Origin of the sequence: Streptomyces europaeiscabiei (genome assembly GCF_001550375.1) — a bacterium.
GTDB lineage: Bacteria > Actinomycetota > Actinomycetes > Streptomycetales > Streptomycetaceae > Streptomyces > Streptomyces europaeiscabiei.
Map to the genome: position 1 here is coordinate 1 of NZ_LRTR01000383.1, position 23,909 is coordinate 23,909.

The 23,909-nt window shown below is 71.1% G+C and carries 20 protein-coding genes and 1 pseudogene; 3 read left to right on the forward strand and 18 right to left on the reverse strand.

Annotation, left to right across the window (positions count from 1 at the left end; translation table 11 throughout):
* The 15 genes and pseudogenes from AWZ10_RS47805 to AWZ10_RS18040 all read right to left on the reverse strand — a co-directional run.
* Positions 1–350: pseudogene (locus AWZ10_RS47805) on the reverse strand (FHA domain-containing protein); the annotation flags it as partial.
* A gap of 135 nt (positions 351–485) precedes the next feature.
* The gene (locus tag AWZ10_RS17975) at positions 486–1,832 is read right to left on the reverse strand and encodes a vWA domain-containing protein (protein ID WP_060891568.1); all 1,347 of its coding nucleotides are present in this window, start codon (positions 1,830–1,832) and stop codon (positions 486–488) included.
* A 171-nt stretch (positions 1,833–2,003) separates the two neighbouring features.
* The gene (locus tag AWZ10_RS17980; protein WP_046704102.1) at positions 2,004–3,320 is read right to left on the reverse strand and encodes a PP2C family protein-serine/threonine phosphatase; all 1,317 of its coding nucleotides are present in this window, start codon (positions 3,318–3,320) and stop codon (positions 2,004–2,006) included.
* Between the two features lie 3 nt (positions 3,321–3,323).
* Positions 3,324–6,074: a serine/threonine-protein kinase gene (locus AWZ10_RS17985; RefSeq protein ID WP_060891569.1), complete on the reverse strand. Its 2,751-nt coding sequence runs from the start codon at positions 6,072–6,074 to the stop codon at positions 3,324–3,326.
* A complete protein-coding gene (locus AWZ10_RS17990) occupies positions 6,071–7,396 on the reverse strand; it encodes a hypothetical protein (RefSeq protein ID WP_046704104.1) in 1,326 nt (441 codons plus the stop codon). The genes AWZ10_RS17985 and AWZ10_RS17990 overlap by 4 nt, the downstream gene beginning before the upstream one ends.
* 53 nt (positions 7,397–7,449) lie before the next feature.
* Positions 7,450–8,487 (reverse strand): glutamate ABC transporter substrate-binding protein, encoded by a 1,038-nt coding sequence (locus AWZ10_RS17995; protein ID WP_173531484.1) that lies wholly within the window; start codon positions 8,485–8,487, stop codon positions 7,450–7,452.
* Between the two features lie 35 nt (positions 8,488–8,522).
* A complete protein-coding gene (locus AWZ10_RS18000; protein WP_173531485.1) occupies positions 8,523–10,007 on the reverse strand; it encodes a hypothetical protein in 1,485 nt (494 codons plus the stop codon).
* A 278-nt stretch (positions 10,008–10,285) separates the two neighbouring features.
* Complete coding sequence (locus tag AWZ10_RS18005; protein WP_060891575.1) at positions 10,286–11,242, reverse strand: N-acetylglucosamine kinase; 957 nt, start codon at positions 11,240–11,242, stop codon at positions 10,286–10,288.
* Positions 11,243–11,352: 110 nt separating this feature from the next.
* The gene (locus tag AWZ10_RS18010) at positions 11,353–12,618 is read right to left on the reverse strand and encodes a 6-phospho-beta-glucosidase (RefSeq protein WP_060891571.1); all 1,266 of its coding nucleotides are present in this window, start codon (positions 12,616–12,618) and stop codon (positions 11,353–11,355) included.
* Positions 12,619–12,708: 90 nt separating this feature from the next.
* Complete coding sequence (locus AWZ10_RS18015; protein ID WP_046704106.1) at positions 12,709–13,614, reverse strand: carbohydrate ABC transporter permease; 906 nt, start codon at positions 13,612–13,614, stop codon at positions 12,709–12,711.
* Positions 13,614–14,585: a carbohydrate ABC transporter permease gene (locus AWZ10_RS18020; RefSeq protein ID WP_046704107.1), complete on the reverse strand. Its 972-nt coding sequence runs from the start codon at positions 14,583–14,585 to the stop codon at positions 13,614–13,616. The genes AWZ10_RS18015 and AWZ10_RS18020 overlap by 1 nt, the downstream gene beginning before the upstream one ends.
* A gap of 25 nt (positions 14,586–14,610) precedes the next feature.
* Entirely contained in the window at positions 14,611–15,948 is a 1,338-nt protein-coding gene (locus AWZ10_RS18025) for an ABC transporter substrate-binding protein (protein ID WP_060891572.1), read from the reverse strand.
* 117 nt (positions 15,949–16,065) lie between these two features.
* Positions 16,066–17,307 carry an ROK family transcriptional regulator gene (locus AWZ10_RS18030; RefSeq protein ID WP_060891573.1) on the reverse strand — a complete coding sequence of 414 codons (1,242 nt, stop codon included), beginning with the start codon at positions 17,305–17,307 and terminating at the stop codon, positions 16,066–16,068.
* Between the two features lie 161 nt (positions 17,308–17,468).
* On the reverse strand, positions 17,469–18,305 hold the full coding sequence (locus AWZ10_RS18035; protein WP_046704114.1) for a hypothetical protein: 837 nt from the start codon (positions 18,303–18,305) through the stop codon (positions 17,469–17,471).
* A 200-nt stretch (positions 18,306–18,505) separates the two neighbouring features.
* Positions 18,506–19,042: an HNH endonuclease gene (locus tag AWZ10_RS18040; RefSeq protein ID WP_037703166.1), complete on the reverse strand. Its 537-nt coding sequence runs from the start codon at positions 19,040–19,042 to the stop codon at positions 18,506–18,508.
* A 315-nt stretch (positions 19,043–19,357) separates the two neighbouring features.
* On the opposite strand from AWZ10_RS18040, the gene AWZ10_RS18045 reads away from it, so the two are divergent.
* Positions 19,358–20,461 (forward strand): mechanosensitive ion channel family protein, encoded by a 1,104-nt coding sequence (locus AWZ10_RS18045; protein ID WP_046704110.1) that lies wholly within the window; start codon positions 19,358–19,360, stop codon positions 20,459–20,461.
* A gap of 132 nt (positions 20,462–20,593) precedes the next feature.
* Here AWZ10_RS18045 and AWZ10_RS18050 read toward each other — a convergent pair whose 3' ends face one another.
* Genes AWZ10_RS18050 through AWZ10_RS18060 form a run of 3 tightly spaced genes read right to left on the reverse strand, consistent with a single transcriptional unit; the run spans position 20,594 to position 23,192 of the window.
* On the reverse strand, positions 20,594–21,952 hold the full coding sequence (locus AWZ10_RS18050; protein WP_060891574.1) for a hypothetical protein: 1,359 nt from the start codon (positions 21,950–21,952) through the stop codon (positions 20,594–20,596).
* Complete coding sequence (locus AWZ10_RS18055; RefSeq protein ID WP_046709733.1) at positions 21,949–22,662, reverse strand: ABC transporter ATP-binding protein; 714 nt, start codon at positions 22,660–22,662, stop codon at positions 21,949–21,951. Before AWZ10_RS18055 ends, AWZ10_RS18050 begins: the two co-directional genes overlap by 4 nt.
* On the reverse strand, positions 22,659–23,192 hold the full coding sequence (locus AWZ10_RS18060) for a PadR family transcriptional regulator (RefSeq protein ID WP_046709734.1): 534 nt from the start codon (positions 23,190–23,192) through the stop codon (positions 22,659–22,661). Before AWZ10_RS18060 ends, AWZ10_RS18055 begins: the two co-directional genes overlap by 4 nt.
* 297 nt (positions 23,193–23,489) lie before the next feature.
* Between AWZ10_RS18060 and AWZ10_RS18065 the strand changes: the two genes are divergently transcribed.
* Positions 23,490–23,726, forward strand: a complete 237-nt coding sequence (locus AWZ10_RS18065; RefSeq protein WP_046709735.1) for a hypothetical protein — start codon at positions 23,490–23,492, stop codon at positions 23,724–23,726.
* Positions 23,727–23,909 (forward strand): hypothetical protein (locus AWZ10_RS53730; RefSeq protein ID WP_244172515.1); only part of this gene is annotated, 183 nt, incomplete at its 3' end.

Consider the following 23,909-nt stretch of genomic DNA (forward strand, 5'->3'; position numbering starts at 1 on the left):
GGACCACCCTGACCGGCGCCGGGTCCGGGCGCCGACGGCCGGGGCGCGGCCGGGGTGTACGTCGTCGCGGTGTTGGTCAGGAAGTTCCACCGGCACTCCTCGCAGAAGGGCGCGCCGCCCTCACGGGGCGTGCGGCACTGCGGGCAGAGTTCCGGCTGGGCGGCGAGGTGCGGGCGTCCACCGGGACCCCCGGGACCGCCCGGGCCCGGAGGCGGGGGAGGCGAACCGGGCGGCGGGTATCCGTAACCGGCGCCCGGGGGCGGCGGGGGTACGGCACCGGCCATACGGTGACCGCAGACCTCGCACCAGTCGTCGGAACCCGACTGGTGTCCGTTCGGGCAGGTCGGCATGTCGGCGCTTCCCCCTCTCCTTTCCGGCCTCACGGCCGGTTCCTGTGGCCGCGACGGGCCGGTGTGGCTGGTTCTGCCCGGATTTCCGCTGGGGGCGTCAGGCTGACGTGCAGCGGTGTTTCCGGTTGCTTCTTCCTACTTCTTTACACGAACAGTCTTTGTCGACCGTGTTTCGAGAGTCATCTCGTCGGCCTCCGTGACCTTCGCCTTCAGTCGCACAGTACCTGTCGCCGCATCGACCACGTCCACCACCTTCGCAAGCAGTTTCGCAGTATCCGCGTTGCCCGACGCGCTGGCGAGCTGAACGGCCCGTCCCAGCTTGGCCGTCGCGCCGTCGAAATCACCGGATTTGCGAGCATCGAGCCCCTGCTGGATGACTTGTGCCAGTTCGGCCTGGCCTGTGTAGTGCGCGACCTGGGGGTTGATGGACGTGGACGCGACCATGTCGTCGGTCCACACGGCCTTCACCAGACCCTGCGCGCCGAGGTTCTGTGCCGTGCCGTCGGGCTGGGGGATGACGAGAGAGACGCGGGCGGCCAGCATCTCCTGGCCGAGGGACGCGGCCGGCACCTCGACGCACACGTGGTAGTCGCGGGACTCGTCCCCCCACGAGCCGGTCGGGTAGTCCCCGGCGCGCGGCCCGGACTCGGTGCGACGGTCGGTCAACGGCTCGACCGTGGGCGCCACTTGCTTCACGAACTTGATCTGGGTGCCGACCGGGGTCCACAGCCGCAGGGCGACGTCCGCGACCTCCTTGCCCATGGCCGCCTCCATCATCTGCGTGAAGTCGGCGGACAGGGCGGCGGGGTCGGCGACGATGTCGGCGGTGCCGAGGAGCGCGGAGGCGATCTGGGTGACCTCCTTGACCTCCCAGTCGGTGCCCACTCCACGCGCGTCACACGTGAACCGTCCGGCACAGGCGTCCAGCGCGGCCTTCAGGTCCTGTGCCGACTCGTGCTCGTTACGGCCGTCGGTGAGCAGGATGCCGTGGCGTATGGCGACGTCCGCCGAGGCGAGCAGCCGGTCCGCGAGCTTCAGCCAGGTGCCGATGGCGGTGCCGCCGCCCGCGCTGAGCCTGCGCAGCGCCTGTTTGGCCTGGTCCCGGGTGGCGGAGTCGGCGACCGCGAGCCGACCGCCGCCGGGGTAGACCTCCCGGGCCACATGGGTGCCGTCGATCACCGCGAAGTGGACGCCGTCGCGCAGGGTGTCGATCGCGGCGGCCGTGGCGTCCCGGGCGTTGCGCATCTTGGTCGGCGGGTAGTCCATCGACCCCGAGCAGTCGACCATGAGCGCCACGGCGGCGGACGGGCCCTGGCCGGGCGAGTAGAGGTGCGGCGCGGCGACCGCGCTGCCGATGGTGCCGCCGCCGGTCGCGCTGACCGTCACGATGGCGTTGACCTCGTGGCCGCCCTCGGGCAGGTACTCGTTCTGGTAGACCTCGACCGAGAACTGCGGCACGTTCGACTTCGAGAATTTGGCCATGCCTACTCTGATCCCCCTAGCAGCCCCACTGTTGGCCCCACAGCCTGTGGGGTGATGACTGTGCGTGCCCGTATGACTGTGCGTGCCCGTACCGGACCGGTCCCCTCCGGCCCGTCGGCCCTTCCCGTCCGGCCGCCGAGGCGCCCGCGGACACCCCGCCCGCGAGCACCCTCAGGCCGATCCTGCCCCCTGAGGAGGTGCCGGGAACGGCATGACGGCCACTGTTACGTTGTCGTGGCCACCGCCGTCGAGGGCCCGGCCGACCAGAACCTGCGCGCAGTGCAGCGGCCGCTCGGCCGCGTCGAGGGGCACCGCCTCGGCCATCTCCTCGGCGGCTTCCGCGTAGTTCCACAGTCCGTCGGTGCACACCACCACTACACCCGGCCGGTCCGGTTTGAAGGAAGCGGTGTGCGGCTCCAGTTCGTACGCGTCCGCGCCGAGCCAGCCGGTGATCGCGTGGGCGCGCTCGTCGGCGTACGCCTCGGCCTCGCTCATCAGTCCCGCGGACACCATCTGTGCCGCCCACGAGTCGTCCTCGGTGAGCCGTGCCGGGGGTGCGCTCCGGTCGACCGGGACCCAGTAGGCGCGGCTGTCGCCGACCCAGCCCACGACGAGCAGGGTCGGGGTGACGACGGAGCCGACGATGGTGCACGCCGGCGCGTTCTGGTGCGGGGCGTGCTCCTGGGCCGTCTCCGGCTCCTCCGCCAGGGCGTTGACGGCGCCTGCGGCGGCGACGATCGCGTCGTGCAGGGCCTGCTGCGGGTGGGTGCCACGCGGCAGCGAGTCCAGGACCGTCTCGTTGGCGACGCGGGCCGCGGCGAGCGAGGCGTCGTCGGGGCGGGTCGCGGAGGACACGCCGTCGCAGACGATCGCGACGACCGCGGGGGAGCCGTCCGGCAGCGCGGTCGAGGAGATCGCGAACGAGTCCTCGTTGCGGTGGTGGCGCAGACCCCGGTCGCTGACCGCGGCGACCGCGCCCAACTCCAGTTCCATGTGGTCGCGTTCACGCGGCTGGGCGTGCCCGCAGTTCTCGCAGTAGCCGTCCCGGTCGACGTGGCCCGCACGGCAGGCCACGCACACCTTCGTGCCGGCCGGCGGGGTGGCGAGGTCGGCGGTGCGCGGATCCGGCGGCTGGGGCGCGGCCAGTGGGTACTCGTCGGGCTCGCGGGGCCGGTCGAACCGTACGCCCCGCCCCGGACCGGGCAGTTCGCCGCCGCCGGAGTCCGTGCCCGGGATGTCGGTGGGGCGGACCACCGGCGGGGGCGTGTCGGTGCTGGGCTGGGAGGCGAGGGGCCAGTCCACGGGCGCGGCCTCGTCGGGCGCGTCACCCGCCGTCCCGTTCAGGGTGACGGTCGGCTGGTCCTGCGGCGGCGCGGACGCCGCCGACAGGTCATGGCCGCACGCACCGCAGAAGCGGTCGTCCGAGGCGAGGGGCCACTCGCAGATCGGGCACTTCGTCAGCGCGGTCGGCTGGGGCATCTGCGACATCAACTACACCCACGTCCGGGGGCGGTAACGGTTGGCACGTTCCACCAGGTCGATCCTCTCCTCGCCGCCTTGGGCGAGCCGGGCCAGTGTGCGGTACGACCGCTCCAGTCCGAAGCGGAGGCCGCGCTCGTCCAGCGCGCTGCCGAGCAGCACCCGCTCACCGGCCGGGGGCGCGACACCCTGCCCCCCGGAGAGTACCCAGTCCAGGGCGCAGCCAAGGACCTCTGTGGACAACTGCTCGCGGCGCACCGCGTCCAGACCGTACCCGCCGAGCGCCTCGACCTGCCCGGCGGCAGCGATCAGGTCGTCCAGGAACGGCGCGTCCGGCACGGCTTCGGACCTCGCGGGTTCGGACGACAGGGTCCCGGACGGCACGGCCCCGGACCCGGGCGTCGCCTCCGTACGGTGTCTGAGCCGCGCCCGTACGGCGGCGACCCGGGCGGCGGTGTAGTGGATGGACGCCTCCGGTACGGACTCCAGGGTGTGGACGGCGTTCTGCCGGTCCCCGGCGGTCAGCCGCACCCGGGCGAGCCCGAACGCGGTGCTGACGAAACTGGGGTCGGTCGTCCACACCAGGCGGTAGTACTCGGCGGCGTTGTCCAGCTGCCCGAGCACCTCGGCGCACAGTCCGAGGGCCAGCTTGGGAGCGGGCTCACCCGGGAAGGCGTCGTAGATCGCGTCGAAGGACAGCGCGGCGTTCTCGTGGTCGCCGGTGGCGAGCGCCGCCACGCCCCGGTACCAGACCACCCGCCAGTCGTCGGGGTGGTCCCGCTCCAGGGCGTCCAGCGTGGCCAGCGCGATGGTGAACTCGCCCATCTCCAGTCGGGACCGCAACTCGCGCAGCCGCAGCTCCAGCGAGCCGCTGGGGGCCGAGTGCAGCGCCGTGATCAGCTCGGTGGGCGCGGAGGCCATGAGCCCCGCCAGGAACCCGGCGTTCGGGTCCCCCGGGTCCACGCGCGGCACGGGCAGCGCGAGGGCCGCGGCGGCGGTGTCGAGCTCCCTGGTGAGCCGGGCCGGAACGGTGGCGGCACCGCCGGTCGGCAGAGCGGGCGTACCGGAAGGAGAGCCACCGTTCCGGGCAGGTGTACCGGAAGGAGAGCCACCGTTCCCGGCAGGCGAAGCGGAAGGAGAGCCACCGTTCCCGGCAGGTGATGCGGAAGCCGAACCCCCGTTCCGGGCGGCCACCGCCTTGCCTCGCCGGAGCCCCTTGCCCACCGGAATCACCCGCGTCCCCAGCCGGGACACATCCCAGTCCAGCTTCGCGAACAGTTCCGTGTCCGTGACCTTCACCTCGGGGCCGAAGATCGTGGACAGGGCGGGGCGCGCCCGGCCCGTCTGGAGGGAGACGACCTCCCGCAGCACACCGGTGAGCTGCTCCGACATCTCCTGTGCGGAGGCGAACCGACGGGCCGGGTCCGGGTCGGTGGCACGGACCAGCAGACGGTAGAAGGACTCGTACTGGCGGAAGACCTCGATGTTGTCGGGGTCGGGCAGCGAATCCACGAAGACGTTCGTGTAGCCCTGGAAGTCGAAGGTGAGGACCGCGAGCGTCCGGGCGACCGTGTACAGGTCGGAGGCCACCGACGGGCCCACGTCGGCGACTTCGGGCGCCTGGTAGCCGACCGTGCCGTAGATGGCCGACTCGTCGTCGTCCATCCTGCGCACCGCGCCCATGTCGATCAGCTTGAGCTGGTCCTCGGTCTGGATCGCGTTGTCGACCTTGAAGTCGCAGTACAGCAGGTTGCGGCTGTGCAGGTGGCCGAGCGCCTCCAGGGCCTCGATGCCGTACGCGCACGCCTGCTCGACCGGGAGCGGGTCCCGGCGGCCGTCCGTGGTGCGGCGGTCGTTGGCGATCTCCTTGAGGGACTTGCCGCCGACGTACTCCATGACGATGTACCCGTCCAGCGAGCCGGTGCGCTGGTCGAGGTGCTCGACGAAGTTGTAGATACGGACGATGTTGGAGTGCTCGATCTCGGCGAGGAAGCGGCGCTCGGAGATCGCGGCGGCCATCGCGTCCTGGTCGCCGGTGTCGAGCAGGCCCTTCAGCACGACCCACCGGTCCGACACCGCCCGGTCGATGGCCAGATAGACCCAGCCCAGACCGCCGTGCGCGAGACAGCCCACGACCTCGTACTGCCCACGCACGATGTCGCCCGCGTGCAGCTTCGGCACGAACGAGTACGGGTGCCCGCACTTGGTGCAGAAGCCCTCCGTGCGCCCCGGCCGCTCACCGCGTGCCCGCCCGACCGGCGCCCCGCAGTCGGAGCGCGAGCAGAACCGCTTGCGCTCGGGCACCTCGGCGGTCTCCAGGACCATCGCGCGCGGGTCCGGACGCGGCACGTCCGGGACCTGGACGAGACCGACACCGAGCCGGGCCCGCCCCGAGGAGCCGGCGGTCTTGCCGGAGCTGCGGACCGACACCGAGCGGCCCGTCGTCCTGCCCGACAGGGCGCGCGAGAGGCGCCCGGACACCGAGCGCCGGGACTGCGAGGAGCGCGCGGACGAGCGCGAGGAGCGCGAACTGCTGGTACCGGAGCCGCGCGAGCCCCTGCCGCCCCCGGTGATGCCGGTGGGCGGGGAGTTGACCATGCCGCTCGCCGAGACGACCGGTGCCAGACCGCAGGTGTCGCAGTACAGCTCGCCGCCGCCCATGTCCTCGTACGATCCCGAACAACCGGGCCGCTGACACGACTGCTGCGGATCCTCTTCGCCCGTCTGGCCCTCGCCTGCTAGGCCTTCGTCCGTCTGACTCACGATTCCTCCTCCCTGCGGTCCTGGGGCGCGGGCCGGGCCGGCACCGACTGGCCCAGCAACTCGGCGGCCGCCTGCTGGTAGCGCAGCACGGTCATCTCGGCCACGCGCAGGTCGCAGGGGGCGCTCCACAGCATGCGCCGCGCCGCGTCGTACCGCTCGATCAGCAGCGAGTCCTCCGCGAAGCCGTGCCGGGCGACCTTCGCCCTGTACGCGTCGAGCCGGCCGCGCAGCTCCGCGCGGATCGCCAGTGGCGCGGTGACCGCCGTCAACGACTCCCGGGCGCGCAGCAGTTCGTCGTCCGCCTTCTGCTCCAGGGACTCCAGCAGCGGGGACAGCCGGTGCCACTGCGCGTGTCTGCGGTACTCCGCCGCCATCGCCAGCTGCTCCTGCAACACCGTCGGCGGGCCGCTCACCACGGGCACCTCGGTCGCGGCGATCTTCGCCAACACCTCACCGCGTGCGCTGCGCGCCTCGGCGAGCGTACGGTCCGCGCGGCTGAGCACGTCCCGCAGCTTCAGCAGCCGCGACTCCGCGTCCTGACGGACCGTCAACACGGCGTCGATCTCCCGCCGTACGTCCTCCAGGGCGCGTGCCTCGCGGTCGTACGTGGTCGTGTCAGGGCGGCCGCCGCCGGGCGCCGAACTGCCCGGCGAGGGGACCCAGAAGGCGAGCGGGTCGGAGATGACCTGCTCACGGAGCCGGGTCAGGGTGCGGGTGATCTGCTCCAGGTCGTCGCCGGCCGGATGCTCGCCGGGGCGTACGCCGACGGAGTGCGCGAGCTGGCGGGTGCGCTGGAGCTCGGCGGCCAGCAGATCGATCCGGGCGGGCAGCGCCGACCACACCGCGTCGGCGGCCACGACCATGTCCAGCGAGGACGCGTACAGGTCGTTCATCCGGTCCACGAGGGAGACCAGTGAGAACCGCTCGCTGAGCCGGCTCGTGCCCTGCAGTGTCGGTGCGTTCGCCATCGCGGTGGCACTGCCCGCGACCGTCACCGCCTCGCCGCGCAGGAGTTCGGTCAGTTCCACCAGGTCCTCACGACTGGACCAGCGGCGCCGTGAACGGATCTCCCGGGCGGAGCGCAGCGCGTCCGCGTACGCGTCGAAGTACGCCCACAGCAGCGTGATCGACGCGTCCGCGGACGTCCAGCGCTCCTTGGTGACGCCGGTCAGCGCGGCGCCCTCGAGCAGCCTGCGTCCCGCGTGGTCCTGCAGGGCGAGCAGCGAGGTCTCGATGGCCTCGTGCTCCGCGCCGAGCCGCGCGAGCGCACGGTCCACCTCGTCCCGGTCCATCACCGGCCCGGTGGATCCCGCGACGCCCATCGATCACCTCTCGCTGCTGTCGGTGTCCGTCAGTTGAATGCGGTCCTTGTACGTCAGTCGCTGTACTGCTGGGGGGAAGGCGGCCGGGATTCAGCCGAGTTGTCGCCGAGTGTCCCGGACAGCCAGGTGTCGTACGACTCCTGCCAGCCGTCCTTGAGATAGTCCACCAGTACCTGGTTGACCCGGCGTACCAGATCCTTCGCGTCCCGGTTCATCGCCACGCCGTAGTACTCCGTGGTGAACGGTTCGCCCATCAACCGCACGGTCGGATCCTGTGCCGCCTGACTGGCGGCGAGGGCGCTGTCGGTGACCACGGCGTCGACCTCGCCGAGCTGAAGCCGCACCAGACAGTCGAGTTGGTTGGGCGGGTTGACGGACGTGATGTCTGCGGAGGCGGGCAGCTTGCCCGACTTCTGGTCGGCGTCCAGAGTGTCCCAGGCGGTGGAGCCGCTGGCCGCGCAGATCGTCTTGCCCGCAAGCGTCTGGTCGTAGCCCTTGATCGTCGAGGACATGGGGGCCAGAACCTGCTGCCCGGTCCTGAAGTAGGGCTGCGAGAAGGCGACTTCGTCCATGCGATCGCAACTGATCGTCATGGTGCGGACCACCATGTCGACCGTCCCCTTCTGGAGGGCGGGGATGCGCTGGTTCGTGGGAATCGCCTTGAAGCGCACCTTGTCCGGGTCGCCGAGTATCTTCTCGGCGATGCGGTGCACGATGTCGATGTCGAAGCCCTCCAGTTGGGCGTCGTCGTTCGTGCTGTTCGGGTCGCGGTAGCCCCAGCGGAAGCTGTTCTGGTCGACGCCGACCGTGATGTAGTCGTTGTCCTTGATCCGCTGAATCGTCTTGCCGGACTCGTCCGAGGAGGGGCTGAGGCTCCGGTTCTGCGGGTCGCTCTTCTCCTTGCAGTCGTCCGCCCGCGCCTGCGTGCCCCGGGCGACCCCCTGGCTCCCGGTGCCCGTGACGCCGTCGCCGCGTGTCCCGCTCACCGGCAGTACGAGGGCGAAGACCACGGCCAGGGCGCAGAGGACCGCCATCGCGCCCACACCGCCCCAGCCCCTGAGACCGGCCCGCAGGCGTCGTACCGCGTTCATCGCGACCCCTTCCACCGTGTCCCCTCCCGCCGTCGTCACCGGTACTCCGAAAGCCTGCGCCCGATGCCCAGCACCGCGCCCGCCGCGCCCAATACCGCCAGGATCGCGGCACCCACGGGGAGCCCGAGCATCGCGTCGCGGCCACCCTGGGCCGCCCGCTCGAACTCCTTCGCCTCGTACTTGCTCGCGATGCCCAGGTTCCTGTCGACTTCGTCGAAGCACTCGCCGGTCGGCTTGTCACCGTCCTCGCAGTCGGATGTGGACTCGCCACCGATCACCTGGTCGAGAGCGCACTGGTAGTCGCCCTTGTCGTCGGCGTCGCGGGCGCTCTTGTGCCGGTCCAGCCACGCCTCCATGCCGGCGCCGGCGGCCTTGACGGGCTTCTCGCCGCTGGCGTCGTCGGCCAGTCGCTCGGCGGCGGCCAGGTGCTTCTTGAGCCCGGCCATCTCCACCTTGAACTCGTTGTCGAACTCGTCCACGACCTCGGGCTTGCCGTCGACCTCGATCGTGGTGGTCTGCGCTCCCCGGCTGATCAGCGTCAGGTTCTCGTTGCCGCGGGCGGTGAGGGAGGCGATGCGCGCGTCGTTCAGGACGGTCAGTGACCGCACGCCGTGTTCATAGGAGTCGTTCAGACCCGAGCGGGCGAGGGTGTGACCGCCGGCCAGCCACAGCAGGACGACGGTCGAGGCGGCCGTCGCCGCGACGAGACCGTGGTTCAACACCCGGTTCGTACGCTGGTAGTTACGGCGCTGGGCCCAGACGAGGCCGCCGATGGCGAGGACCCCGAGACCGATCGCGGCCCACGGATACGACGTGGCGTCCGCGTAGTCGTCGCGGAGCCGGGCGTTCTCGTTGTCGTAGACCTTCTTCGCCTTCAGGAGCATGTCGTCCTGCATCTTGTCGTTCGCATAGCGCAGGTACGCGCCCCCCAGCGGGTAGCCCAGCCGGTTGTTGGCGCGGGCGCGCTCGACCAGGCCCTTGTACTCCGGTAGCAGGGCGTTCAGTTGCGAGACGAGCTTCTCGGACTCCGAGCCGGGCTCCGAGGCCGAGGCGGCGATGGACAGATTCCTGGCGGCGTTCTCGATCTCCTCCTCGTATCTCTCGCGCGAGTCCTTCGTCTCCTGGCCCCCCGCGAGAAAGCCGCTGGAGGCCGCCGTGTTGGCGTCGGCCAGGGAACTGTAGATCTCGGCCGCGGCCGTGCTGAGGGGCTGGCTGCCGTGGAGTACGTCGTCGGCGGCGGCCGAGCGGTCGTTCATCTGCCAGGCGGTGACGGAACCGAACGCGACGACCAGGAGGGCGAGGACGGCGCCGATGATGCGCAGTCGGCCGGGCTCGGTCGTCGCGGCGGCGCGCAGCTGGTCGACACCCTCCGCGAACGCCGTCCGGCGGGGCGGGCCGCCGTCGGGGTCCGGGGACGGCACGGGGGGCCTCGGCGGGTGCGAGGCCTGTGGCGGCACGGCCGGGGCCGGGCCCGCGGGTGGTGCCGTCGGTACCGCGCTGCCCTCCGGCGTCAATGTCACCTGACCTCCCCCTGGTCATCCGTCCAGCTCTTCCGCCCGCTCGCACGGACAGAGGTGCACGGCCGCAAGTATCGCCGTCGGGACTGACATCGCACAGACCCTGACTCGATCTTGTTCCCCGATCGTGTCCGTACGTGCTGTGCTTGTCGAATTCCGGCGCAGCACAAGGCTTCCCGCACCACCCCCTGCCCATGAATACGCGCTTCGGTCGGGTTCGGTTCCCTGGGGGTTCGAACGCGTTCGAGGGGGAGATTCGAGGGGTGGCGCGGGCCGCCGGGTCACCCTCCTTCGTAATGCGCACGCACGCGCGCGTGCACGGTCCTCGGCGCTCCCACGTGGTCCAGTCCGAGCAGCGCCGCGCCCAGCACCGGGGCGGCCGTGACCACCCCGGGGACGGCCTTGGGCGCGGCGGCCGCCAGCGCCTCGCGGACCCGGGCGTCGAGGAGGGGATGCCGGGCGGCGAGGACACCGCCGCCGAGGAGGACGGGGGTCTCCTCCCCGAGCAGGTCGAGACGGGTCAGGGCGACCGTCGCCATGGCCACCACCTCCTCGGCCATGCGGTCCACCAAAGAGCGGGCCACCGGGTCGCCGGCGGTCGCCGTGGCGAAGAGGACCGGGGTGAGTTCGTGGCGGCGGATCGCCGGGATGTGCTCCAGGTGCAGGGCCTCGACCAGGGCGTACACGGAGTCCAGGCCGAAGTGCGCGGGCAGCGCGGTGGCGAGGGCCGTGGGGCCGCCCCGGCCGTCCTCCGCGCGCGACGCGTGCCACATCGCCTCCTCGGCGAGGCCCCAGCCGCCGCCCCAGTCCCCGGAGATGCGGCCGAGCGCCGGGAAACGGGCGGTACGGCCGTCGGGGCGCATCCCGACGCAGTTCACGCCGGCGCCGCACACCACGGCCACGCCCCGCGGTTCGGCCACGCCGGCCCGCAGAATGGCGAAGGTGTCGTTGCGGACCTCGACGGTCGTGCCCCACGCGCGCGTGCGGAGCGCCGCCGCCAGCCGCTCCTCCTCCACGGGGAAGTCGGCGTTGGCGAGACACGCCGACACATGGTCGACCGAGCCGACCCCGGCCTCGGCGAACGCCTGCCGTACGACCCCCGCGAGGCCGTCGACCGCCACGCTCACGCCCACGGTCGGCGGCTGGAAGCCGCCGCCGCGCGCCGACCCCAGCACCTCCCCGTCCGGCGCGATCACGGCGACATCGGTCTTGCTGTTGCCCGCGTCGACGGCGAGCACACTCCCGCGCCCGCCGCCGCGCCCGCTCGTGCCCGTACGCCCGCTCGCACCCGAACCCGTACGCCCGCCGTCGGCCGGCCCCGCGCGCACGTTGTCGCGCACGCCGTCGCTCACGCCCACGCGAGGTGCTCCCGGTTGTGTGCGACCAGCCGGTCGGTGAGGGCCTCGGCGTACTCGTACTGCCCGACCAGGGGATGGGAGAGCAGCGCCCGGAACACCCGGTCCCGGCCGCCGCGCAGGGCCGCGTCCAGGGCCAGGTCCTCGTACGCGGTCACGTTCGCCATCAGGCCCGCGTACAGCGGGTCCACGGCCGGCACCGGCAGCGGTGCCGCCCCCTGCCTGCCCACGGCGGCCTGCACCTCGATCACCGCGTCGGCGGGCAGGAAGGGCAGCGTGCCGCGGTTGAGGGTGTTCACCACCTGGTACGGGCTGCCCCCGTCGCCCAGGAGCGACGCGGCCAGGTCCACGGCCGCCTCCGAGTAGAAGGCCCCGCCCCGCCTGGCGAGCAGCGCGGGCTTCTCGTCGAGCGCCGGGTCGGCGTACATCTCCAGCAACTGCCGTTCCATCGCGGCCACCTCGGCGGCCCGCGAGGGTTTGGTCGCCAGCTCCCGTACGACCTCGTCGTGGGCGTAGTAGTAGCGCAGGTAGTAGGAGGGGACCACGCCCAGACGCTCCAGGACGGGGCGGGGCAGGCGCAGGTCGGCGGCGATGGTGTCGCCGTGGTCGGCCAGCAGCTTCGGCAGGACGTCCTCGCCCGAGGGGCCGCCGAGGCGGACACCGGTCTCCCAGGTGAGGTGGTTGAGGCCCACGTGGTCGAGGTGGACCTCGGCCGGGGTCACCCCCAGGTGCGCGGCGAACTTCCGTTGCAGGCCGATCGCCACGTTGCACAGGCCGACCGCCTTGTGGCCGGCCCGGAGCAGGGCGCGGGTCACGATCCCCACCGGGTTGGTGAAGTCGATGATCCAGGCGTCGGGGTTGGTACGGCGGACGCGTTCGGCGATGTCCAGGACGACCGGGACCGTGCGCAGCGCCTTCGCCAGGCCGCCCGCGCCGGTCGTCTCCTGGCCGACGCAGCCGCACTCCAGCGGCCAGGTCTCGTCCTGGAGGCGGGCGGCCTGGCCGCCGATGCGGAGCTGGAGGAGGACGGCGTCGGCGCCCTCGACGCCCCGGTCCAGGTCGCCGGTGGTGACGATCCGCCCGGGGTGCCCCTGGCGGGCGAAGATCCGGCGGGCCAGGCCGCCGACCAGCTCCAGCCGGTCGGCGGCCGGGTCGACGAGCACCAGCTCCTCGATCGGCAGCGTGTCCCTGAGCCGGGCGAACCCGTCGACGAGTTCGGGTGTGTAGGTCGACCCTCCGCCGACCACGGTGAGCTTCACAGAGGACTCCCTGACTTCAGGACACGGGGTACGCCGAGAGACGGCCGGGGGGCCGGGGGTCGTCCCCCGGGAAGGCACTGCATACGTGGATCAACCCTTTACGCCGGTCAGGGTGACGCCCTCGACGAACGCCTTCTGAGCGAAGAAGAACACGAGGATCACGGGGGCCATGACCAGGACGGTCGCGGCCATGGTCAGATTCCAGTCGGTGTGGTGCGCGCCCTTGAAGGACTCCAGGCCGTAACTGAGCGTCCAGGCGGCCGGGTTCTCGGAGGCGTAGATCTGCGGGCCGAAGTAGTCGTTCCAGGCGTAGAAGAACTGGAAGAGCGCGACGGCCGCGATGCCCGGCTTCGCCATCGGCAGGACGACCCGCAGCAGGGTGCGCAGTTCGCCGCAGCCGTCGACCCTGGCCGCGTCCAGGTACTCGTTGGGGATGGTCATCAGGAACTGCCGCAGCAGGAAGATGGAGAACGCGTCCCCGAACGCCATCGGGATGATCAGCGGCCACAGCGAGCCCGACAGGTCCATCTGCTTGGCCCAGAACAGGTACATCGGGATCACGACGACCTGCGGCGGCAGCATCATCATCGAGATGACCAGCATCAACGCCAGATTACGGCCCCGGAAACGAAACTTGGCGAGCGCGTACGCCACGGGGACCGACGACACGACGGTCAGGGCGGTGCCGAGGCCCGCGTAGATCAGGGTGTTCTTCCACCAGGTCAGGAAGCCGGGGGTGTCGAGAACCTGCCGGTAGTTGCTCCACTCCCAGGTGTCCGGGACCAGGTCACGGGTGAGGGTCTGCTGGTCGCCCATCAGGGAGGTCAGCACGACGAAGACGAACGGCAGGGTGAAGAAGAGCGCGACGGCCACGCCCAGCGAGTGGACCGCGATCCACTCCAGCAGGGCCCGGCGGCGGGCTGTCCGCTCACTCGCCGTGGCGGTGACCGATGCCACCGGCTTGTCGAGTACTTGTACTTGCGTTGCCTGGGTCATCAGTCACCCGCTCCGATCAGTCCGCCCCGGCGCCGCATCAGCAGCGCGGTGAACACCATCGACAGGGCGAACAGCACGAGGGCGACCACACAGGCGGAGCCGTAGTCGAAGCGCTGGAAGCCGAGGTTGTAGACGAGCTGGGGCAGCGTCAGCGTCGACTTGTCCGGGTAGCCAGGCTCGAACTGCTGGCCGGAGCCGCCGATGATGCCGGAGGCGACCTTCCCGGCCACCAGGGGCTGCGTGTAGTACTGCATGGTCTGGATCACGCCCGTGACCACGGCGAACATCACGATCGGGGAGATGGTCGGCAGCGTCACGAACCGGAACCGCTGCCAGGCCGACGCCCCGTCCAGCTCGGCGGCCTCGTACTGCTCCTTCGGCACGTCGAGCAGCGCGGCCATGAAGATGACCATCAGGTCGCCCACGCCCCACAGCGCGAGCGCGGTGAGCGCCGGCTTGGACCAGGCGGGGTCCGTGAACCAGCCGGGCGTCGGCAGGCCCAGCCCGTCGAGGACGGAGTTGACCGGCCCGGTCCCGGGGTTGAGGAGGAAGACGAAGGCGAGGGTCGCGGCGACCGGAGGGGCCAGGTAGGGCAGGTAGAAGAGGGTGCGGAAGACACCCGCGCCGGTCTTGATCTTCGTGATCAGCAGACCGACGCCGAGCCCGAACACCACCCGGCAGGTCACCATCACGAGGACCAGCCAGAGCGTGTTGCGCAGGGCCGGCCAGAACAGCGGGTAGTCGTCGAAGACGTAGGACCAGTTGCCCAGGCCGCGGAAGACCGGAGTACCGAAGCCGTCGTACTTCATCAGCGAGAAGTACACGGTCGACACCAGCGGATAGGCGAAGAAGACGCCGAACCCGATCAGCCAGGGTGACAGGAAGGCCACCGTCCGAAGCGCCGACCGGCGGCGCTTCGAACGGAGCGTGTGCGTGGACGCGAGGGACACGCGCGGGGAGTGCGTGGACATCGGACGGATCCCGTTTCCCGTACCGCTACTTCGCCTGCGCGATGTCGGTGTCGATCTGCGCCGCGGTCTTCTCCAGACCCTTCTGCAGATCCTTCACCTTGCCGGACTCGTACTGGTAGCCGAAGTCCTGGAGCGTCGTCTGGTACGTCGAGCCGTTGATGGAGGCCGGCGGGGTGTTCGAGTGCGTGTTCTGGGCGATGTCCAGGAACGTCCGGAAGCCCTCGTCCACCTTCAGGTCGGGCGACTTCAGGGCCGCGAACGTGGACGGCACGTTGTGGATGGCGTTGGCGAAGGAGACGACGGCCTCGGTGTCGGTCGTCAGGTACTTCACCAGCTCCCAGGCCGCGTTCTGCTTCCGGCTCTGCGGGGCGATGCCGATCACCGTGCCGGAGAGGAAGCCCTTGCCGTACTCGTCGACCTCGTCGTCGGCCACGGGCATCGGCGCGGTGCCGATCTCGAAGTCGGTCCCGGCCTCCTTCGCCATCCCCAGCCGCCACTCGCCGTCCAGCTGCATGGCCACCTGGCCGGTCTGGAACGGGTGCTTGGCCCCCCACTCGTCACCGAAGGTGTTCCGGTACTTCTCCAGCTTCGCGAAGCCGCCGAGCGAGTCCACCAGGCTCTTCTGGTACCTGAACATCTCCGCGAACGCCGGGTCCTCGGAGATGTTCGACTCGCCCTCCGCGTTGAAGTACGCGTGGTCCCACTGCGACATGTAGTGGTCCACGACCGTCTCGTAGCCGTGGTAGTTCGGCATGAACCCGAGCTGCGAGTAGCTGTCGCCCTTGGCCTTGGTCAGCTTCTTCGCGACCTTCGCGAACTCCGACCACGTCTTCGGCGGCGCCTTGATGCCCGCCTTCCGATACGCGTCCTTGTTGTAGTACAGCCCGTACGCGTCACCCAGCAGCGGCAGCGCGCACCGGGTGCCCTCGAACTGGGTGTAGTCCAGCATCGGCTTCGGGATGATCTTGTCGAGGTCGAGCTTCGACTTCTCGATGAAGGGCAACAGGTCGAGGAACGCCCCCGACGAACAGAACTTGCCGATGTTCGACGTCGTGAAGGACGACACCACGTCGGGCCCGTTCGAACCGCCCGCCCGCAGCGCCTGGTTCAGCTTGTCGTCGTTGATGTTCCCGACGACCTTCACCGTGATGTTCGGGTGCGCCTTCTCGAACCGGTCCACGTTCGCCTGGATCGCCTTCACCTCGCCGGGCGCGCTCCACCCGTGCCAGAAGGTGATCGTCGTCCTGCCGTTCGGGTCGTCGGAGGCGGCGGTGCCGGCCTCACCGGTACAGGCGGTGGCGAGGAAGGAGAGGGAGGCGGCGGTGGCGAGCGCGATCGCCGCTTTCTTGGATATTCCGGACATGGCGGGGTCTCCTGAGGGAGGAAGGGTGGTGAGAGGGAGGGATGCGCCCGGGAAGCCTCAGGGGCGCGGGGAACTGCGCGACCAGCCACGGACGGCCCGCAGTTTCTGGACGATCAATCAGCGTGAGGTGTCGAAGACTTCGTCACGGGTGATGGCGAGCGCGCTCTCCAGCGCCCCCCGCAGCACGGGGTGTTCGCGCACGTCACCGAGAACGAGCCGCGGCCTGGCCGCGGCCAGCTCCGCCAGCTCGGCCTCGACAAGGGCTCGCAGCGGCTCGCCGCCGGCGGTCAGCGCCGTACCGCTGAGGACGACGAGTTCGGGGTCGAGTACGGCTACGAGCGCAGCGATACCCGTGGCGAGCCCGGTGGCGTAGGTGGCCAGAAGTTGTCGCTGGGGCGCGGAGCCGATGTCGGCGGCGGCCCGTGCGACCAGCGCCGCCGCGACCTCGGCGTACGGCCCCTCCGGCACCGGGGAGATCCCCAGCTCACGGGCGAGCCGGGGAATGATCTGCGAACCGGCGAGTTCCTGGTAGCCGCCACTGTTGGCCTTGGTGACATGGCGGACCAGCGGTACGCCGGGGACCGGCAGGAACCCGACCTCGCCGGCGCCCCCGGTGAACCCCCGGTGCAGCCGTCCGCCCAGAACCACGGCGGCGCCGAGACCACCCTCGTTCCACAGCAGGACGAAGTCCTCGTGGCCCTTGGCCGCGCCCAGCCGTTGTTCGGCGAGGGCGGCGAGGTTCACGTCGTTCTCGTACTCCACCGGCATCGGCAGTGCGGCGGCGAGTTCGTCGAGGAGGGCGGGGGAGTGCCAGCCGGGCAGGTGCGAGGCGTACCGCAGCCGCCCGGTGCCCGGATCGAAGGCGCCGGGCGTGCCGATGACCAGCCGGCGTACGTCGGACCGGACGAGTCCGGCGGCCTTGACCGCCCCGTCGAGGGCGGTGGTGACCTGCCGTACGACGGGTTCGGCGGGGCGTCGTCCGGGGGTGGGGACGGCGTGCTCGCCGACCGTGCGGCCGGTGATGTCGGCGACGGCGGCCAGGACGCGTTCGGGGGTGACGTCCAGGCCCGCGGCGTACGCGGCGGTCGGGTCGACCGCGTAGAGCTGGGCGTTGGGGCCGGGTCGGCCCGCCCCGGATCCGCTCTCGCCGGGTCCGCCCGTGCCGGACCCGTCCGTACCGGTGCCCGTGGCGATCACGAGCCCGGCGGCTTCGAGTCGGGCCAGGAGCTGCGAGGCGGTCGGCTTGGACAGTCCCGTCAGCCTGCCGAGCCGGGTCCGGGAGAGCGGCCCGTGCTCCAGCAGCAGGTCGAGGGCGGCGCGGTCGTTCATGGCGCGCAGTACACGGGGGGTTCCTGCCATGATCCGCCACCTGTCAACTGTTAGGAAAGTTTCCTGTCGGATGCCAGGACGATAGGACTAGACCAGAGGGGCGTCAATATCCGGCCAACAAAAAAGCCCCCGGGCAACGGAGTCGTTACCCGGGGGCGGTGCCCCGCGACGCGGGACGGCACTACCTCATGTCACTGCACGTCGACGAAGTCCGCCGCGGACGTCTTCGCCGCGGTGGTGGACGTACCGGCGAACTTGTAGCGGTACGAGCCGTCCTTCGACGCCTTCACGGTGGTGGACAGGGCGCCGGCCGTGCCGGAGGTCACCGTCTTCACGTCCGTGTAGGCGGTGGCGCCCTTGGCCTTGAACTGGAGGGTCACCTTCTGGCCCTTGTGGCCCGCGTAGCTGCTGGTGTTCCAGTCGGCGCGGGTGAGCTTGCCCTTGACGGTCAGGGTCCTGCCCTTGACGACCGGCTCCGGGGCGGCGTTGACCGTGACCTTGGAGATCCGCTGGAGCTTGGTGGTGCCGAGGTTGCCCCAGACGTCGGTCCCGAGGTGGAAGCCGATGTGGTCGTCGGAGTCGTCCTCGTCGATCGCCGTCTCGGTGTAGACGGCTGCCGCCTTCCAGGTGGTGGCGTCCGCGCCCTCGAAGAGGGAATCCCGAGGAGCGATGGTGAGCGTCGTCGCGCAGGACTCGGTCACCGTGGTGTCGGTCGTCGCCGTCGTGGTGCAGGTGGGCTTCCTGGAGGAGCCCTCGATGGCGTTGTCGGGCTCCGAGAGCGCGCCCCGGTACAGGGCGACGCCCAGGAAGTCGTTCTTGTAGTCGATGGCGAGATCCGACGGCCGGGTGAAGCTGTACGTGACCGGCACGGTCACCTTGGCCTTGGTGCCGACCGCGATCGGCTTGCCGTTGTTGACCGTGACGGCGCCGAAGGTCAGGTCCGGCGAGTCGGCCAGCGCGGCGGGCGCGGCCAGGCCGGTGAGAGCCAGGGCGCCGGACACGACGGCGCCTATGGCGAGCTTGCGCATGAGTCCCCACATTCGAAGCGGGCCCCTGGGCGTTGCGCTCCAGAACAAGGGCCCTCTATGGGAGTGACACTAGGCGATCACTCTTGTGTGGGGAACGCGGGGTACCTGTGAAGACGGTAAAGAATCCGCAGGTCAACCGGATGTGAGCGTTCCGGGTGCCCCGCGGGGAGGGGCACCCGGCCATGCAAAAACCCGGACCGTCAGGCGGAGATGCCGTCGATCCGGGCCATCGCGTCGTCCGCGCCGAACGGCTGCAGGTAGGGCAGCCAGCGCGGGTCCCTATGGCCGGTGCCGATGATGCGCCAGGCCAGACCCGTGGGCGGAGCGGGTTTATGACGGAGCCGCCAGCCGATCTCGACGAGATGGCGGTCGGCCTTGACGTGGTTGCAACGGCGGCACGACGCGACGACGTTGTCCCAGACGTGCTTGCCCCCGCGACTGCGCGGGATGACGTGGTCGACGCTGGTTGCGACGCCACCGCAGTACATGCACCGGCCCCCGTCGCGGGCGAACAGCGCCCGACGGGTCAGAGGAACGGGCCCCCGATAGGGAACCCGGACGAATCGCTTGAGCCGGACCACGCTGGGTGCGGGGACTGTGACGGTCGCGCTGTGCAGGTAGGCGCCGGATTCTTCCAGGGAGACCGCCTTGTTCTCCAGGACGAGGACGAGCGCGCGGCGGAGCGGTACGACACCGAGCGGCTCGTACGACGCGTTGAGGACCAGGACGTGCGGCACGGATGCCTCCTTGTACGCCGGCGGCGCGTGGCTCGCGCCGTGGACGATCCGTAGTCAGTCTCCCCTCATGCCTGGTGGAAGCGCCACCATGTCCCGGTAACGGGCTGGGAGTGTTTTCGACCACACCTTGATTCATCCCCCGCCGCGTGCTCCCTTCACTCCCTGGTGAGCGCCCTGTCTCCCTCGAACATGGCGACGACCTCCACACAATGCCCCGTTAGTGTGGTGGGCCTGCCCGTCCGGTGACCCATCCGTGACCCGACGGATCTTGACCGCCGCACCGGAGGGCAGATAACGCACCTGGAGGTATCCGCCGTGTCGTCCGTTTCTTCCCTGTCCCTCCTACTGGCCGCCGCCTCGCCGTCGCCGTCCCCCTCGGAGACGTCGACGACCCCCGCGGTGCCGTCACTGGAGGACGCCCAGGAGAGCGCGACCAACGCCGCCAGCTGGGTGGAGGAGAACTGGTCCACATGGCTGGCCATCGGTCTCCGCGTCCTGCTGATCGTGGTGATAGCGGCGGTGCTGAGAGTGTTCGTCCGGCGGGCGATCACCAAGCTCATAGACCGGATGAACCGCTCCGTCCCGGGCGTCGAGGGCGGCACCCTGGGCGGTCTGCTGGTCAACGTCGAGCGCCGCCGCCAGCGCTCCCAGGCCATCGGCTCGGTACTGCGCTCGGTGGCGTCCTTCCTCATCCTGGGCACCGCCGCCCTGATGGTCCTCGCCACCTTCGAGATCAACCTCGCCCCGCTGCTGGCCTCCGCAGGTGTCGCGGGCGTCGCCATCGGTTTCGGCGCCCGGAACCTGGTCACGGACTTCCTCTCCGGCGTCTTCATGATCCTTGAGGACCAGTACGGCGTCGGCGACACCGTCGACGCGGGCGTCGCCTCCGGCGAGGTCATCGAGGTCGGCCTGCGCGTCACCAAGCTGCGCGGCGACAACGGCGAGATCTGGTACGTCCGCAACGGCGAGGTCAAGCGCATCGGCAACCTCTCCCAGGGCTGGGCCACGGCCGGCGTCGACGTCACCGTCCGTTACGACGAGGACCTCGACAAGGTCCGCCGCACCCTCCTGGAGGTCGGCGAGGCGATGAGCAAGGAGGACCCCTGGAACGAGCTCCTCTGGGGCCCCATCGAGGTCCTCGGCCTCGACGACGTGCTCCTGGATTCGATGCTCGTCCGCGTCTCCGCCAAGACCATGCCCGGCAAGGCCCTCACCGTCGAGCGCGAACTGCGCTGGCGCATCAAGAAGGCCTTCGACGCCGCCGACATCCCCATCGTGGGCGGCGCCCCGGCCCTCGCGGCCGACAACCCGGACGCCGACCCGACGGCCGGCGTGGCGGCCCCGTCGGCCTACGCGTCCAGCACGTCACCGCAGTCGGAACGGGCGACGCCGATCGCGCCTTCGGGGGTGCCGAAGTAGCGCGAAGCGCGTTCGCGGTTGTGCGGAGCAGTGGGGGCGCCCGGATTTCTCCGGGCGCCCCCACTGCTCCGCCGCCTCTTCCCGTGGCCCAGGAACACCCCCGTGTCTCCTGGGACGCCGGGTCTTGCGGGCCTAGGCGTACCGCAGCTCCGTCGGACGCACCGACCGGCGCAGCAGCGGCAGCGATGTGGCCGCCGCCAGCAGACAGGCCCCGTACACCGCGAGGGGGACGAGCAGTGCCCCGAGTGGCAGGATCGAGACGCCGCCCACGGCCAGGGCGTACCAGATGGCGATCGCCGTGCCCCCGGCCCCGGCCACCAGCATCGACGGCGCCAGTGGCAGCGCGGTCTCCAGCAGCAGGGCGCGCCCCAGCACCTCGTACGGCACCCCGGCGGCGACCTGTGCGGCCAGGCCCCGGCGGCGGGCGGAGAGCGACTCGGCGGTGCCGACGGCCAGCCCGAAGAGGGTGATGGCGAAACCGACGAGGATCGCGGCGGCCACCAGGTTCAGCCCGGTGACGTAGAAGGACCTCTCGGCGAGGTAGTCGGTGCTGTTCACCTGCGCGAGCAGCGCCTCTCGTATGCCGATGAACCCGCTGCCCACGACGGTCCCCATGAGGACGGCCGCGTGGGTCCGGGCCGAGGCCCACGGGTCGTCGCGCAGCCGCTCGGCGGCGATCAGCACCGCCGGGGTCTCGGCGCGCGCGGCGAGCAGCCGGCCGGTGAACTTCGAGACCGTGCCCGAGAGCCACACCGCGCCCGCGCCCACCGCGAGCAGTGCGCCGGAGATGGTCAGCGGGGCCTGACTGGGCGAACTGTCAGGCATGTCGCGGTTGGTGTTGGCGACGGCGAGCAGTGCCCCGAGCACCACCAGCACCACCGCGCCCAGGAACACCCACCCGGGCCCACGGCCCGTGCCCGGCCGCACCCGGCGCACCCAGCCCAGTGGAGAGGCCACCACCCGGCGCAGCGCCAGCACACTCGCGACCGCGCCCAGTGCCGGTACCCCCAACGCCACCAGGGCGATACCGACCCAGGCCAGGACGGGCGGGCTGGACCACACGCCCAGCAGAAGCAGCCCGAAGAAGACCGTGACGACCAGGGAGCCGACCAGGCAGGCCGCCGCCGTCTCCAGCGCCGCGATCCTGCGTACCTGGGTGACCGACGCTCCGGCCAGCCGCAGTCCGGCGAGCCGCCGGTCACGGTGCAGGGCGCCGACACGGGTGCACTGGCCGAGGAACCCGAGCACCGGGACCAGCAGGAGCAACAGGGTGACGATCACCCCGGAGCGCTCGCCGGGGTGGTTCAGCAGCCCGCTGCCGAACTGCACGCTGTACTGGCCCTCCAGCGAGGCCAGTGCGGCCGCCGCCATGCCGAAGCCGGTGGCCAGGGCCGCCCCGAGGGCGGTCATCGTCACCCGCCACCACTCCCGCCGGTCGGAGCCCCGGGTCAGCAGGACGGCCAGCCGGAGATCGTTCGCCAGCGTGCTCACCGGGACACCTCCAGCGCGGCGTCCGCCTCGGACACCACGGCCCCGTCCAACAGCATGACCTCGCGGTCCGCGTACGCCGCGGTCTGCGCGTCGTGCGTGATCAGCAGCACCGCCGTGCCGGACTCCCGGGCCGCGTGCGTCAGCGCCGCCATCACCTGCTCGCTCGCCAGCGAGTCCAGCGCCCCGGTCGGCTCGTCCGCGAACACCACCTTCGGCGTGGTCACCAGCGCCCGCGCCAGCGACACCCGCTGAACCTGGCCGCCGCTCATCTCACCGGGCCGCTGCTCCTCCTGCCCGCGCACGCCGAACCGCTCCAGCCACTCACCGGCCCGCTCCCGGGCCTCCGTGCGGGCCGTGCCGGCCAGCAGCAGCGGCAGCGCGACATTGTCGACGGCCGTCAGCTCCGGTATCAGCTGCCCGAACTGGAAGACGACCCCGAAGTCCGTCCGGCGCAGCTCGCTCAGCTCCTTCTCGGGGAGCCGGTCGAGCCGCTTCCCGGCGTACGCCACCGAGCCCTCGTCGGGCCGCACGATCCCCGCGAGGCAGTGCAGCAGCGTGGACTTCCCGCTGCCGCTGGCCCCCGTGACGGCGAGGATCTCGCCCTCGCGCAGTTCCACCGAGGCGCCGCGCAGCGCCCGCGTCCTGCCGTGCTCCTTGGCGAGGCCACGGGCCGCGAGCAGCGGCACCGGGCTGGGGTTCTTCTCGTTCATGCTGCGTCGACCTCCGCGGTCAGGGTGGTCAGCCGGGCCGCGGTGGTGTTCATCCAGCGGAGATCGGCGTCGAGATGGTTGAGGGCGTAGTCCGCCGCGAGCACGGTCGCGAGATCGGCTCCCGGCGCGGTCTTCACGGCGGTCAGCTCCCGCATGCGTGCCATGTGCGCGGTGCGTTGCGCCCGCAGGTAGGCGACCGGGTCGCCGTCGGCGAGGATCGAGACGACGAGCTTGGCGAAGATCTCGTTCGTGACGAACGGCGCGGGCGGCGTGATCTCCCCGGCCCACGCGGCCAGTTCACGCGCCCCCTCGTCCGTCGAGCGGTACATCGTCCGCTCCGGACCGCTGTCCGCCTCGGTGCCGTCGAGCTCGGCGAGTCCGTCGCGGACCAGCCGCTGCAAGGTCGTGTAGACCTGCCCGTAGGCCAGCGGGCGGGCCTGCGGGAAGCGTTCGTCGTGCCGTCGCTTGAGGTCGTAGCCATGGCTCGGCCCACTGGCGAGCAGGCCCAGCAGGATGTGACGGGTGCTCATGGAGATCAGTATGCACTGAGTACATGTACTGAGTGAATAGTGATCGGGAAACGGCAGAGGCGGAGAGACGGCGAGACGGCGAGACGGGGGAAACAGTGGGGAACGGGGAACGGGGAACAGGGAACAGGGAACAGGGAACGGTTCGTCCACGGCCGGTGCCGAGGAGTCGGGACCCCTCCGTACAAGTGAGCAAAACCACGATGTCCGGCCACCCACGTCTGCGGCGGCGTCCGCTGGGTAGGGCTGGAGTACCCCGGACCCGCACCCCATCGCCGTACGACGACAAAGGAGACCCCCATGGCCGCCCCGGCTCACCTCCCGACCCCGGCCCGTTCCAAACGCACGGCGGAGCCCTACGAGCTCCACGAACCCCAGGTCTGTGTCTTCAGTGCCGAGGGCCCCTGTGCCGACATCCCGCTCACCAGCGAGCCTCCGCTCCCCGACGCCGAACCCCTCACCAGCGAGCCGCCCCTCACCGACGCGGCCCCCCTCACCAGTGAACCCACGTCCCACGGCGCCGCATCGGGGGTCTAGATGCAAGAAGACCCAGGGGGTTCGAGCCCAGTGCCCGAGACCCCGCTGGCCCGGCTCGCCGCCCTGCACGGCGTAGCCACCTCCTACAGCCCCTCGCCGGACCGTTCGGTCGCGGCCTCGGACGGCGCGGTCGTGGCCGCCCTCGCCGCGCTGGACGTCGACGCGAGCACCCCGGAGGCCGTG

Bases quoted from the DNA above. Each gene is read 5' to 3' on its own strand.
- AWZ10_RS18025 (WP_060891572.1), bottom strand. From the start codon at position 15,948: ATGTCCGGAATATCCAAGAAAGCGGCGATCGCGCTCGCCACCGCCGCC.
- AWZ10_RS18065 (WP_046709735.1), top strand. From the start codon at position 23,490: ATGGCCGCCCCGGCTCACCTCCCGACCCCGGCCCGTTCCAAACGCACG.
- AWZ10_RS17995 (WP_173531484.1), bottom strand. From the start codon at position 8,487: ATGAACGCGGTACGACGCCTGCGGGCCGGTCTCAGGGGCTGGGGCGGT.
- AWZ10_RS18030 (WP_060891573.1), bottom strand. From the start codon at position 17,307: ATGGCAGGAACCCCCCGTGTACTGCGCGCCATGAACGACCGCGCCGCC.
- AWZ10_RS17990 (WP_046704104.1), bottom strand. From the start codon at position 7,396: ATGGGCGTCGCGGGATCCACCGGGCCGGTGATGGACCGGGACGAGGTG.
- AWZ10_RS18020 (WP_046704107.1), bottom strand. From the start codon at position 14,585: ATGTCCACGCACTCCCCGCGCGTGTCCCTCGCGTCCACGCACACGCTC.
- AWZ10_RS18015 (WP_046704106.1), bottom strand. From the start codon at position 13,614: ATGACCCAGGCAACGCAAGTACAAGTACTCGACAAGCCGGTGGCATCG.
- AWZ10_RS17975 (WP_060891568.1), bottom strand. From the start codon at position 1,832: ATGGCCAAATTCTCGAAGTCGAACGTGCCGCAGTTCTCGGTCGAGGTC.
- AWZ10_RS18055 (WP_046709733.1), bottom strand. From the start codon at position 22,662: ATGAACGAGAAGAACCCCAGCCCGGTGCCGCTGCTCGCGGCCCGTGGC.
- AWZ10_RS17980 (WP_046704102.1), bottom strand. From the start codon at position 3,320: ATGTCGCAGATGCCCCAGCCGACCGCGCTGACGAAGTGCCCGATCTGC.
- AWZ10_RS18035 (WP_046704114.1), bottom strand. From the start codon at position 18,305: ATGCGCAAGCTCGCCATAGGCGCCGTCGTGTCCGGCGCCCTGGCTCTC.
- AWZ10_RS18060 (WP_046709734.1), bottom strand. From the start codon at position 23,192: ATGAGCACCCGTCACATCCTGCTGGGCCTGCTCGCCAGTGGGCCGAGC.